Origin of the sequence: Brevibacterium litoralis, assembly GCF_040212315.1 — a bacterium.
Lineage (GTDB): Bacteria > Actinomycetota > Actinomycetes > Actinomycetales > Brevibacteriaceae > Brevibacterium > Brevibacterium litoralis.
The window spans coordinates 1-11,673 of the sequence record NZ_JBDIUY010000029.1; the positions used below are offsets into that span (position 1 = coordinate 1).

General features: G+C 71.2%; 13 protein-coding genes. 3 read left to right on the top strand and 10 right to left on the bottom strand.

The genetic code is table 11. From position 1 onward, the window contains the following. The 4 genes from AAD496_RS11065 to purN all read right to left on the bottom strand — a co-directional run. Nucleotides 1–194: Rv0909 family putative TA system antitoxin (locus AAD496_RS11065; protein WP_349828795.1), on the bottom strand; the 194-nt coding region annotated here is incomplete at its 3' end. 146 nt (nucleotides 195–340) lie between these two features. Beyond that, nucleotides 341–700: a hypothetical protein gene (locus AAD496_RS11070; protein ID WP_349828796.1), complete on the bottom strand. Its 360-nt coding sequence runs from the start codon at nucleotides 698–700 to the stop codon at nucleotides 341–343. Between the two features lie 55 nt (nucleotides 701–755). After that, complete coding sequence (gene purH, locus AAD496_RS11075; RefSeq protein WP_349828797.1) at nucleotides 756–2,309, bottom strand: bifunctional phosphoribosylaminoimidazolecarboxamide formyltransferase/IMP cyclohydrolase; 1,554 nt, start codon at nucleotides 2,307–2,309, stop codon at nucleotides 756–758. A gap of 145 nt (nucleotides 2,310–2,454) precedes the next feature. Then, nucleotides 2,455–3,075, bottom strand: a complete 621-nt coding sequence (gene purN, locus AAD496_RS11080; RefSeq protein WP_349828798.1) for a phosphoribosylglycinamide formyltransferase — start codon at nucleotides 3,073–3,075, stop codon at nucleotides 2,455–2,457. A 28-nt stretch (nucleotides 3,076–3,103) separates the two neighbouring features. Here purN and AAD496_RS11085 point away from each other — a divergent pair, with 28 nt between their 5' ends. Further along, on the top strand, nucleotides 3,104–3,694 hold the full coding sequence (locus tag AAD496_RS11085; protein WP_349828799.1) for a hypothetical protein: 591 nt from the start codon (nucleotides 3,104–3,106) through the stop codon (nucleotides 3,692–3,694). 148 nt (nucleotides 3,695–3,842) lie between these two features. Here AAD496_RS11085 and AAD496_RS11090 read toward each other — a convergent pair whose 3' ends face one another. After that, complete coding sequence (locus tag AAD496_RS11090; protein ID WP_349828801.1) at nucleotides 3,843–5,021, bottom strand: cell division protein PerM; 1,179 nt, start codon at nucleotides 5,019–5,021, stop codon at nucleotides 3,843–3,845. 289 nt (nucleotides 5,022–5,310) lie between these two features. On the opposite strand from AAD496_RS11090, the gene AAD496_RS11095 reads away from it, so the two are divergent. Next, nucleotides 5,311–6,501: a nuclear transport factor 2 family protein gene (locus AAD496_RS11095; RefSeq protein WP_349828802.1), complete on the top strand. Its 1,191-nt coding sequence runs from the start codon at nucleotides 5,311–5,313 to the stop codon at nucleotides 6,499–6,501. Between the two features lie 154 nt (nucleotides 6,502–6,655). Here AAD496_RS11095 and AAD496_RS11100 read toward each other — a convergent pair whose 3' ends face one another. Genes AAD496_RS11100 through clpS form a run of 5 tightly spaced genes read right to left on the bottom strand, consistent with a single transcriptional unit; the run spans nucleotide 6,656 to nucleotide 9,855 of the window. After that, complete coding sequence (locus tag AAD496_RS11100; protein WP_349828803.1) at nucleotides 6,656–7,318, bottom strand: non-canonical purine NTP pyrophosphatase; 663 nt, start codon at nucleotides 7,316–7,318, stop codon at nucleotides 6,656–6,658. Continuing rightward, complete coding sequence (gene rph / locus AAD496_RS11105; RefSeq protein ID WP_349828804.1) at nucleotides 7,315–8,064, bottom strand: ribonuclease PH; 750 nt, start codon at nucleotides 8,062–8,064, stop codon at nucleotides 7,315–7,317. The genes AAD496_RS11100 and rph overlap by 4 nt, the downstream gene beginning before the upstream one ends. A gap of 2 nt (nucleotides 8,065–8,066) precedes the next feature. Continuing rightward, the gene (locus AAD496_RS11110) at nucleotides 8,067–8,966 is read right to left on the bottom strand and encodes an MBL fold metallo-hydrolase (RefSeq protein WP_433913760.1); all 900 of its coding nucleotides are present in this window, start codon (nucleotides 8,964–8,966) and stop codon (nucleotides 8,067–8,069) included. Further along, nucleotides 8,966–9,571 (bottom strand): DUF2017 domain-containing protein, encoded by a 606-nt coding sequence (locus tag AAD496_RS11115; RefSeq protein ID WP_349828806.1) that lies wholly within the window; start codon nucleotides 9,569–9,571, stop codon nucleotides 8,966–8,968. Before AAD496_RS11115 ends, AAD496_RS11110 begins: the two co-directional genes overlap by 1 nt. Then, nucleotides 9,568–9,855: an ATP-dependent Clp protease adapter ClpS gene (clpS, locus tag AAD496_RS11120; protein WP_349828808.1), complete on the bottom strand. Its 288-nt coding sequence runs from the start codon at nucleotides 9,853–9,855 to the stop codon at nucleotides 9,568–9,570. The genes AAD496_RS11115 and clpS overlap by 4 nt, the downstream gene beginning before the upstream one ends. Before the next feature lie 101 nt (nucleotides 9,856–9,956). Between clpS and AAD496_RS11125 the strand changes: the two genes are divergently transcribed. Continuing rightward, nucleotides 9,957–11,273 (top strand): nicotinate phosphoribosyltransferase, encoded by a 1,317-nt coding sequence (locus AAD496_RS11125; RefSeq protein WP_349828807.1) that lies wholly within the window; start codon nucleotides 9,957–9,959, stop codon nucleotides 11,271–11,273. Nucleotides 11,274–11,673 lie beyond the last annotated feature (400 nt).

Below are 11,673 nucleotides of genomic sequence, written 5' to 3' on the forward strand. Positions count from 1 at the left end.
GCGTCGCGAGCGCCCTCGACCTGCTCGGCGAACTGCCCACCGGCGACGCCCGAAGCAGCCTCCGACGCCTTGTCGAGCACGGAGTCGCTGATCTGCTCACCCTGTTCGTTGTTGGTGAGGTCCTTTGCCTTGTCCATGAAATCGCCGATACCCATGTCTGCCTCCCAGCGGTAGTTGGTCCGGCCGGTGGTCACCGGCCGTATGTCACAAATATGTCACGGCCGGTATCGGTTTGTGAACCGGGCACACCGGGAGATTCGTGATCCACCCGTCACCTCACCCGTCGGGGTCACCCCGTCGGTCACCCTCACCCGAGCCGTCACCCGGGTTTGAGGAGGCGTCAGGAACCGGGGACGACGACCGCGAGCAGGACGAGTGCCCCACCGGCCGCGAGCATCGTCACGACGTCCGTCACCGGCTTCCGATTGACCCACACGTCACCGATGGGCGAGGGCAGGGTCCGGCACACGGCCAGTCCGAGCGGACAGGCCGCGAGCACGAAGGCACCGAGCCGGAAGTCGTACAGGGCCACTCCCCCGGCCAGCAGGATCCACAGGAGGCACACGAGCAGCAGCCAGTCCCGCCGGGTGGGGTTCGAGTACCGACGTTTCCAGTAGATCCATCGTTTCGACACGGGCCCCCGCCCCCGGCCGGTGCGTGCGGCCGGGGTGCGGGCGGAGTGGCGGGGATCCGGTGTCATCGTCTCCTCGGTGACGGGTGGACGGTCGGGTGCCGGGGTCGGGGCGGCGTCGAAATCAGTGGAAGAAGTGGCGGGTCCCCGTGAAGTACATGGTGACGCCGGCCTCCTTGGCCGCCGCGACGACCTCCTCGTCGCGGATCGATCCGCCGGGCTGGACGACGGCCTTCACACCGCCGTCGATGAGCACCTGCAGTCCGTCGGCGAAGGGGAAGAAGGCGTCGGACGCGGCCACGGCACCGGTCGCGCGCTCCTCACCGGCCCGGTCCACGGCCAGGTGAGCGGAGTCCACGCGGTTGACCTGGCCCATGCCCACGCCCACCGAGGCGCCGTCCTTCGCCAGCAGGATCGCATTCGACTTCACGGCGCGGCAGGCCCGCCACGCGAACTCGAGGTCGCGGAGGGTAGCCTCGTCGGCGGCCTCCCCGGCCACGAGTTCCCAGTTCTCCACGGCGTCGCCGGCGGCCTGGAAGGAGTCCCGGTCCTGGACGAGCAGGCCGCCGCTGATCGGACGGATCTCCGTGGCGGCCGGGACGAACCCACCGAGTTCGAGCAGGCGCAGGTTCTTCTTGGTCTGCAGCAGTTCGAGCGCCTCGGGGGCGAAGGAGGGTGCGGCGACGACCTCGGTGAAGATCGGCTTGATCGACTGGGCGAGTTCGAGGGTCACCTCGCGGTTGGCCGCGATCACCCCGCCGTACGCGGAGACCGGGTCGCACTCGTGGGCGCGGCGGTGCGCCTCGTCGATGGTGGCGCCGACGGCGATCCCGCAGGGGTTGGCGTGCTTGATGATCGCGACGGCCGGGTCCGCGAAGTCGTAGGCGGCGCGGATCGCGGCGTCGGTGTCCTGGTAGTTGTTGTAGGACATCTCCTTGCCACCGAGCTGGGTGGCGTTCGCGATCCCCCCGGTCGCACCAGCCACCGTGTAGACGGCGGCCGTCTGGTGGGAGTTCTCGCCGTAGCGCAGGTCGGCCTTCTTCTCACCGGTCACACCGACGAAGTCGTGGGTCGCCCCGTCCTCGTCCAGCTGCTCACCGAACCACGAGGCGACCGCGACGTCGTAGGCGGCGGTGTGCTCGAAGGCGGACTTGGCCAGGCGACGGCGGGCCGCGAGGTCGAAGCCCTCACCCGCGACCGCGGCGACGACCTCGTCGTACTTCGCGGGGTCGACGACGACGGAGACGGTCGGGTGGTTCTTGGCGGCCGCGCGGACCATCGAGGGACCACCGATGTCGATCTGCTCGACGCAGGCGTCGTAGTCCGCGCCCGAGGCGACCGTCTCGGTGAACGGGTAGAGGTTGACGACCACGAGGTCGAAGGCCTCGACGCCGAGCTCCTCGAGCTGGGCGACGTGCTCGGGCTTCCGGGAGTCGGCGAGGATACCGGCGTGCACCCGCGGGTGCAGGGTCTTGACGCGGCCCTCCAGGCACTCCGGGAAACCGGTGAGGTCCTCGACCGGGGTGACCTCGACACCCGCCTCGGCGATCTTCTTGGCGGTCGAGCCGGTCGACACGATGGACACGCCCGCCGCGGCCAGACCCTGGGCGAGCTCGGTGAGGCCGGTCTTGTCGTACACGCTCACGAGTGCGCGGCGGATGGGGCGGTGAGATTCCACGGGTGTTCCTGCTTCCTGAAGTCCGGTGACTGCTGGTCGGTGGCGGATGGTCGGGCGGTGGTGTGCGGGGTCCGGAACCCCGGGGACCACGGGTGGTGGCTCGCGCCCGGATCCGTCCCGGACCCGGGCGCGGTCACACCGGGATCTAGGGGGTGTCGTGACGCGGTTCCCACCCGGAGACCCGCCGTCCGGAGACGACGAGGCGGTGTCCGGCCAGGTGCGCCAGCAGTTCGGGCAGGCGTTTCCGTTCGACCGCGCGGATGCGGTCGTGCAGGGATGCCTCGGTGTCGTCGTCCCGCACGGCGACGGGGAACTGCCCGACGACGGGTCCGGTGTCGACCCCGGCGTCGACGAGGTGCAGCGTCGTCCCGGTCACCTTCACCCCGTGGGCCAGGGCGTCCCGGACGGCGTGTGCACCGGGAAAGGCCGGTAACAGAGCGGGATGGGCGTTGAGCGTGCGCCCACCGAACCTATCGAGGAACGCGGAACCGAGGATCCGCATGAACCCGGCGCTCACCACCCAGTCGGGCGAGTACTCGGCGACGGCCGCGGCCAGCGCGGCGTCCCAGGCGGCACGGTCGGAGAACGCGGCCGGCGGGACGTGGAAGGATGCGACCCCGGCATCCCGTGCCCGGTCGAGCACCGGGGCGTCCGCACGGTCCGAGCCGACCGCCGCGACCGTCACGGCGGGGTGACCGGCGGGGAAGGCGTCGAGGACGGACTGGGTCAGGGTCCCGGAACCGGACGCGAGGAGGACGACACGCACGCGGGCCATTCTATGCCAGACTTGACGGGTGACTCCCGTGGACCAGAAGCCCGATCAGAAGCCGCAGACCGACCGTCCCGGCACGCCGGACGGTCCCGAGGGCCCGAAGAAGGGCTCCCAGGAGGAGAAGATCCTCACCCGCGGCAAGCAGGGCATGATCTTCGCCGTCCTCGTCGCGGGCTCCCTCCTCGCCTCCACCTACCCGCTGCCGTGGACCATGCTCGGCGGTCTGCTTGGCATCGTCGGCCTTGTCTGGGCCGTCAAGTACTTCATCGCCGCGATCCGCGCCGGCAAGGCCGGCAACTGGATCGTCCTCGGCGCGATCGGCACGCTCATCTGTATCTTCCAGATCCTCCAGTCGCTCGGCACCCTCGTCATCTGGCCCGTCCAGGCCGAGTACGAGGAGTGCGTGCGATCGGCGCTCACCGAACAGGCCTCCCACGGCTGCGTCGCCGACCAGCAGTCCGGCCTCAACGAGCTCTACGAGGGCCTCACCGGCAATCCCCTCCCCGGCTACGAACCCGCCGAGGAGACCACCCCGGGCTCGGGCACGGACGCCACCGAGGGTCCGGAACCCACCGACACGACGGGCACCCCCGGAGAAACCGCGCAGGCCTGACGGCCGCTCCCCCGCCCCGGCCCCGGAACCCCACCGCCCCGATATCGTTCACGACCCCCGATATGTCGGCATATATCGGGGGTCGTGAACGATATCGGGGCGGAGTCGGGAACAGTCGGACCTGCCGGCCCCCCGCCACGCCGGAACGTCAGCGTCGGGACAGGCCGACGAGTCCGTGACCGGCCCACAGCCCGGCGGAGACGAGTCCGCCGAGGGCCGGGCCCGCGTACCACGGCACGGCGCCGAAGGCCTCGAGCCCGCGGGGTCCGAGCGCACCCGAGGCGAAGGTCATCGCGGCCGTGGCGCCGAGGACGAGCACGACGCTCGCGACGACGAGGTCCGAGAGCGCCACCTCCTGCCAGGCGCGCCGACCGATGACGGCGAGGACGCCGAGGGAGAGAGGCACGAGGAGGAACACGGGCGCCCAGACGGGGGCCGGCTGCGGGACCGCCCCGAGCGCCGGCAGTGCGACCGGCACGTGTCCGGACTGGGCGAAGGGCGAGGCGAGGACGTCGACCGACATCGCGAACCCGGGACCCGAGAGCCAGGCGAGCACCAGCAGCAGCGCGGTCGGGAGGAAGAGGACCTGGACGACCGTGAGTCCGATCGCCGCGGTCGTGGGTGAACTGTACCCGGCGACCACCGCGGTGACCGCGTCCCAGCCGAGTGCGAGCGCGACCCCGAGGACCACGACGGCCCCACCGAGGGCGAACAGTGCCACCCGTCCGGCGAGCCGCAGCCCGAGGAGCACCGCATCGGTGTGGTCGGGGCCGAACCGCTCCTCGATCGTCTCGATCCACAGGTCGGAGTTCCGGAGCACGCCGACGGCCGCAGCGGAGCCCACGAGCAGGACGGCGCGTACGATCCCCAGCACGCTCGCCTCGGCGGACCCGAGGAGGAAGGCGCCCCCGAGCACGAGGACGAGGACCGTGAGACCCAGCGCCACCGCGCCGGACACCCGTGGCCAGGGGCGGGCCTGCAGGACACCGGCGCCCACCAGGTCGTCGTTCGTCCGCAGGGCCCGCGTGGTGCGCGCGGCCGCGTGTTCCACGAGGAACCAGCACAGGACGGTGCCGACGGTCGGCGGCAGACCGAACACCCACTCCCCCGTGTCGACGGGGATGCCGAAGGTCGCCCCCACCCCGGAGGCCGCCCACTGCGGGACGACCGACAGGGGCTTCTGTTCGGCGAGCCCGAGGAACCACGCGAGCAGGGCCGCCACCAGCGCCACGCCCACACAGGCGACGAGCACACGGACGGCTTCCAGGGCGCCGATCACCACGGGGTGACGGCCCGGACGGGCGGAGGACGGGGCTCTTCTCAGCATCGTCTCCCATGATCCCCCGCCACCCGGCCCGCACCCCGCACCGACACACACCTGCGGTCCGCGTCACACCGGCGCACCACCCGCCCGTGTCCGATCCGTCACAGCCCGTCCGATGTGTCCGGACCGGCACACCGGACGCCCACCCGAAAAGGGGCTGTGCGACCCCTCCGATCCGCATGAACACGCGGTGTGGGACCCCTCGGAGGGACCGGGTCCGCGGAGGCGTGCGTGCTAGCGTTGAGGCGTTCGCGGACCGTCCGCACCACGTGAACGAGAAGGTCGGGGATTCATGAGTCAAGGCAACGGTTTCGGCCCACCACCTCCCGGTGGCCCCCCGTACGGCGGCCCGCCCCAGGGCACGGGCCCCACCGCCCCGGTGCCACCGCCGACCGGGCCCGGCACCGCGGCCACCGCTCCGATCGGCGCCGCGGGGACCGGACGACGGAAGAAGTCGAAAGCACCCCTGTTCGTGTCGCTCGGCGCCGTCGTCCTCGTGCTCGTCCTCGTGATCGCCGGATTCGTCGTCGTCAACCGGGTCAATCAGCAGAACTACGGTCCGGACACCGCGGCCCAGGAGTACCTCGACGCGATGACCGCCGGTGACTGGGAGACCGTCGACTCGATCGCGGCGCCGGAGGTGCCCGAGGGCGCCTCGGACGCGCTCGTCGACCCGGCCTTCCTCCAGGACTCGGAGGCACCGGTCACCTCGGCACAGATCGTCGGCATCGAGGAGTCCGGGGACACCGCCGTCGTCGACACCACCTACGTCGTCGACGGGCAGGAGTACTCGCTGCCGATCACGGTGGTCAAGGAGGGCCGCACCGGCCTGTTCTTCGACAAGTGGACGGTGCAGCCCCCGCAGCTGCCCACCCTCGCCATGGACCTGCCCTTCTCCGAGGGGCTCACCGTCAACGGCCAGGAGTTCACCCCGCCGGAGGACGCGACCACCTATGCCGTCCTGCCCGGCCGGTACGACGTCGTCGCCCCCGGCGCCAAGTACTACAAGGAGTCCGACGACACCGTCACCCTCGGGTTCCCCACCTCGACGGTGCCGCAGGAGGGCGCGATCGAGCTGAGCGTCCAGGCCACCGACGACTTCCAGTCCGACGTCCAGGCCGCGGTCGAGAAGAAGATCCGACAGTGTGCGAAGAACAACGAGGTGCTCAACCCCGGCTGCCCGTTCAACTTCGACACCGAGGACGAGGCCCAGGGCATCAAGACCGTCGACGACGTACCCGACGGCACCGTGAAGTACTCCATCGACAAGCAGCCCACGGTCGTCGCCGAGCTCGGCTCCGACCTGACCTCCGGCAGCTTCTACACCAACCGCAACAACCGTGGCGAGGTGTCGATCACCGCCGATTCCGAGGAGGCCGGCTCCGGTGCCTGGGAGGGGTCGATGATCTTCCCCGCCGAGGGCACCGTCACGATCGACGGCGACGAACTCTCCGTCACCCTCTCCGAGGAGGAGAGCGTCTGAAGCCGCTCCCGAGGCGCCTGATAGGAGCCCCGACGCAACCGCGTGGTGCCTGCCCGGTGCTCGCTCCTTCAGACGCCTCAAGCCCGGCATGACGAAGGCCTCGACCTGATGGTCGGGACCTTCGTCGTGTACGGGTTCAGTGCGTGTGCCGGGTTCAGTGCATGTGGGCCGCGAGCGCCGTGAGGGCGAGATATCGGTGCGAGCGGGAGTTCTTCTCCTCCGCGCTCATCTCGGCAGCGGTCCGATCCTCCCCGTCGGGCACGAACAACGGGTCGTACCCGAAGCCGTTCGCCCCCCGGGGTGCACGCAGCAGGTGCCCGGTGAAGCGGCCCTCCTCGACGACCTCGGTCACGGGCGTGGAATCCGCGGCGGGCGCCTCGGCGGCGAGGTCCTCCGTGGCAGGATCCTGCGGACCCGGCACGACGAGTGCGGCAGCGCACACGAAGGCGGCACCGCGGTGTTCGTCCTTCACGTCGGCCAGTTGCGCGAGGAGCAGCCGGTTGTTCGCCGCGTCGTCACCGTGGGTGCCGGACCAGCGCGCCGAGAAGATCCCCGGTGCACCGCCCAGGACGTCGACGGCGAGACCCGAGTCGTCGGCGATCGCCGGCAGGCCGGTCGCCCGGGCCGCGGAACGAGCCTTGAGGAGGGAGTTCTCCGCGAAGGTCACCCCGTCCTCGACGACCTCCGGCAGATCGAGATCGCGGGCCGTCGAGACCCGCACGGGGTGGCCGAGTGCGGACTCCAGGATCGCCTGGAGCTCCACCCGCTTCTTCTCGTTGCGGGTCGCGAGCACCACGTGGTCGAACGTGGGACTCACTGCGACCGCCGGGGACGCGGGGTCTCGGCGAGCGCCTGCTGCTGGAGAGCCGTGAGGTCGGCACAGCCCTTGCGGGCCAGGTCGAGGAGCGCGGTGAGCTCCTCCTGGTCGAAGGGCTCGCCCTCGGCGGTGCCCTGGACCTCGATGAACTTCCCGGACCCCGTCATCACGACGTTCATGTCGGTCTCGGCCGTCGAGTCCTCGGGGTAGGGCAGGTCGAGCACGGGCGTGCCGTCGACGATGCCCACGCTGATCGCGGCAACGGAGTCCTTCAGCGGGTCGACGTCGTGGCCGATCCAGCCGTTCTTCCGCCCGGTCTCCAGGGCGTCGACCATCGCGACGTAGGCACCGGTGATCGCGGCGGTGCGGGTCCCGCCGTCCGCCTGGAGGACGTCGCAGTCGAGCTGCAGCGTGTTCTCCCCCAGCGCGTCCATGTCGACGACCGCGCGCAGCGCCCGGCCGATGAGACGGGAGATCTCGTGGGTGCGTCCGCCCACCTTGCCCTTGAGCGACTCGCGGCCGCTGCGGTCGTGGGTGGCGCGCGGGAGCATCGCGTACTCACCGGTCACCCAGCCCTTGCCCTGGCCCTTGAGCCAGCGCGGCACGCCCTCGGACAGGCTCGCCGCGCACAGCACGCGGGTCCGGCCGAACTCGACGAGGACGCTGCCCTCGGCGTGGTCGAGCCAGTTGCGGGTGATGCGGACCTCGCGCAGCTGGTCGTTGGCGCGTCCGTCGAATCGGGTCATCGTCACTCCTGGGTGGTGGTGGAAGGGGCGGCCGTGGCACGGCCCTGCTCGGAGTCGTGTCGCCCGGAGCAGGGCGCCTCGGGTGCGATCGTCCACGTCGCGTCGGTCTCGGCGAGGTCGATGGGGCCGGCATAGCGGCCGGCGGCCTCCGTCCGGACGACGTCGCGGTCGGTCCACGGCGGGATGTGGGTGAGGACGAGCGAGCGGGCGCCGGCCGCCTGAGCGGTCTCGCCGGCGCGCTGCCCGGTCAGGTGGATGCCGCACACGGTGTCACGGCCCTCCTCGAAGGCGGCCTCGCAGAGGAACAGGTCCGCCTCGCGGGCAGCCGCGGTGAGACCCTCGCAGGCATCGGTGTCACCGGAATAGGTGAGGACCGTCCCGTCGGTGCGGTCGGTGATCCGGTAGGCGTAGGACTCGACCGGGTGGTCGACGAGGAAGGCCTCGAAGTGCAGGGGGCCGATCGCGAAGGTGTGGCCGGGGGTGACGTCGTGGAAGTCGAAGGCCTCGGTCATGTCGGTCGGGTGCGCCTCGGTCGCGCGCGGGCTCAGGCCCGGGTCGACGTGGTAGGCGGCCTCCAACCGGGTGCGGGTGCCGCCGGGGCCCCAGACGGGCAGACGCGGGCGGCCGGCGCCGGCTTCCGGGTCGAAGAAGCGGGGGTCGTAGCGGTGCTGGACGAAGAGCACCGTGAGGTCGAGGCAGTGGTCGGCGTGCAGGTGCGACAGCACGATCGCGTCGACGTCGGCCAGGTCCGTGTAGGACTGCAGGGGACCCGCGGCGCCGTTGCCGAGGTCGAGGACGACACGGTACGTCCGGTCGGCGTCCGCCGTCTCGAGGACGTAGCAGCTCGCGGCCGAGGCGGGACCGGGGAACGAGCCCGAGGTGCCGACGGCGGTCAGCCGGATCACGGCGCTCCTCCGTCCTCGGGGTCCTCAGGGTTCTCCCGGTCCTCGGGGTCCTCGTCGAGGTCGCCGGAGAGCACACCGGTCAGGCGCTCCTGGGCCCAGGTGAGGAAGTCGTAGATGGTGAGCATGGAGGCCTCGTGGTCGTCGAGGGTGTCCTCCCGGGCGTAGAGGGACTCGAAGTCCTCCTCGGTGTGGACGTCCATGCGGGCGGCGAGCACGAGGCGCAGATCGGTGAGTGCCTTGAGCCAGGCGAGGGTCTGCGCGTGGTCGAGCTTGATCCGGCCGGTGCCGTCGAGGGTGTGCAGCGCGGTCCGGGCGTTCGAGAGCTTGAGCTCGCGGATGTCGTACTCGGTGTAGCGACGGAACTCCGCGGACCGTTCGGGGTCCGTGGAGTCCGCGTCCGGCAGCAGGCGGAGCAGCGCGGGGTCCTCCGGGCGTTCGACCTCGACGCCGCCGAGGGCACGCTCGAGGGGGTCGACCTCGGGGTCCTCCTGCGGGGTGAGCAGCTGGGCGATGTCGGAGAACAGGGTGCGCAGCAGGTGGCGTTCGCCCTCGTCGAGGTCGATCGCGGCGACGAAGGTGCGGGCTCCGGCGACGATCCTCATACGCCGTCCCCCTGATCGGAGCGCCGGCAGGCGGCCCACAGACCGTACTCGTGCATGGCGGCGGTGTCCTTCTCCATCTCCTCACGCGTGCCGGTGGCGACGACCGCCCGGCCCTTGTGGTGGACGTCCTTCATGAGGCGCTCGGCGTGTGCCCGGGTGTACCCGAAGTACGAGCGGAACACGTAGGTGACGTAGCTCATGAGATTGACGGGGTCGTTGAACACGATCGTCACCCAGGGCACGTCGAGACGGGTCTCCCGGGTGAGATCGACTTCTGGATCCATGACGGCCTGGGCGCCGTCCGCGGTCGTACTCACCCGTCCCACTGTATGCGGTCCGGGCCGCATGGACACGACCGAGGTGGGGGTGCAATAGGATTCCGCCCATGAGTGTCATCACAGGCGACGGCGCCACGTCGTTGTTCACCGACCAGTACGAGCTCACGATGGTCCAGGCCGCACTGCGGGCCGGGACGGCCGGCCGCCGCAGTCTGTTCGAGGCCTTCGGACGCCGGTTGCCCGCCGGGCGCCGGTTCGGCGTCGTCGCAGGGACCGGCCGTGTGCTCGAGATGCTCCGGGACTTCCGGTTCGGCGAGGCCGAACTGCGGTTCCTGTCGGACCAGGGGATCGTCGACTCGACGACGCTCGACTGGTTGCGCGAATTCCGGTTCACCGGCACCGTCCGCGGTTACGCCGAGGGCGAGGTGTACTTCCCCGGTTCCCCCCTGCTCACCGTCGAGTCCACCTTCGCCGAGGCGGTCGTCCTCGAGACCCTCGTCCTCTCCGTGCTCAACCACGACTCCGCGGTCGCCTCGGCCGCCTCCCGGATGAGCAACGCGGCCGGCGACCGGCCGTGCGCGGAGATGGGATCGCGCCGCACCCACGAGGAGTCCGCCGTCGCCGCCGCCCGTGCCGCCGTCATCGCCGGGTTCGCCGCGACCTCGAACCTCGAGGCCGGACGCCGCTACGGACTGCGCACCCTCGGCACCTCCGCCCACTCCTTCACCCTGCTCCACGACACCGAACGGCAGGCCTTCGAAGCGCAGGTGGCCGCGCTCGGCACCGGCACGACGCTGCTGCTCGACACCTACGACGTCGACCAGGCCCTGCGCACCGCGATCGAGGTCGCCGGCACCGACCTGGGCGGGGTCCGGATCGACTCCGGGGACCTCACCGTCCAGGCCCACGAGGTGCGCCAGAAGCTCGACGCGCTCGGCGCCGTGAACACGACCGTGACGGTCACGAGCGACCTCGACGAGTACGCGATCGCGGGCCTCCAGGCGGCTCCGGTCGACGCCTACGGTGTCGGCACCCGCCTGGTCACCGGGTCCGGGGCGCCGACCGCCTCGCTCGTCTACAAGCTCGTGTCCCGCCAGGACGAGGGCGGCCAGTGGGTGTCCGTCGCGAAGACGGCCTCCGGCAAGTCCTCGACGGGTGGCTTCAAGCAGCCCCGCCGCCTCTACGACGGGGCGATCGCCATCGAGGAGGCCGTCGGCGTCCCCGACCTGCCGGCCGACATGACCGACGGCCGCGACCTCACGGTCGACCTCGTCGTCGACGGCGAGATCGACGACGCCTACACCGGCGCGGAGGGTGTCCGCCGCGCCCAGCACCGCCACGCGACCTCGAAGGCGGAGCTCCCCCGCTCCGCCCACCGCCTCCAGGACGGCGAACCTGCGATCCCCACGGTCTTCTACGACTGACACGCCCGTCCCCCGAGCCCACGAGAGGCGGCCGCGTCGACGGTCCCCCGCTCCCGAGGCGCCCTGCCGTCGTCATGCCCAGGAGGGCGGGGCCGGGTTCTGCCGGACGTACCCCGAGGGGATAGCGGTCGGGCATACGACGACACCGCCCCCGACCGGAGTCCTACGGAGGTCGGGGGCGGTGTCGTCGTGGGCGGGAGGGGTACGTCCGGCAGGTTCCGGCCCCGCCCGGCACGTGAAATGCCAACTGCAGGGCGCCTCGGCAGCGGGAGATGATGTCAACCGCGGCCGACGAACCACCCTTGGATCTTCCGGATCCGCGCCTCGATCTCGCCGCGGGTCGCCTGGGCGACGGCCGGGCCACCACAGGCCTTGCGGAGTTCTACGTGGATCGTGCCGT

Excerpts from the sequence above, each read along its gene's own strand:
- AAD496_RS11090 (WP_349828801.1), bottom strand. The coding sequence starts at position 5,021 with ATGCTGAGAAGAGCCCCGTCCTCCGCCCGTCCGGGCCGTCACCCCGTG.
- rph (WP_349828804.1), bottom strand. The coding sequence starts at position 8,064 with ATGACCCGATTCGACGGACGCGCCAACGACCAGCTGCGCGAGGTCCGC.
- AAD496_RS11070 (WP_349828796.1), bottom strand. The coding sequence starts at position 700 with ATGACACCGGATCCCCGCCACTCCGCCCGCACCCCGGCCGCACGCACC.
- clpS (WP_349828808.1), bottom strand. The coding sequence starts at position 9,855 with ATGGATCCAGAAGTCGATCTCACCCGGGAGACCCGTCTCGACGTGCCC.
- AAD496_RS11125 (WP_349828807.1), top strand. The coding sequence starts at position 9,957 with ATGAGTGTCATCACAGGCGACGGCGCCACGTCGTTGTTCACCGACCAG.
- AAD496_RS11095 (WP_349828802.1), top strand. The coding sequence starts at position 5,311 with ATGAGTCAAGGCAACGGTTTCGGCCCACCACCTCCCGGTGGCCCCCCG.
- AAD496_RS11115 (WP_349828806.1), bottom strand. The coding sequence starts at position 9,571 with ATGAGGATCGTCGCCGGAGCCCGCACCTTCGTCGCCGCGATCGACCTC.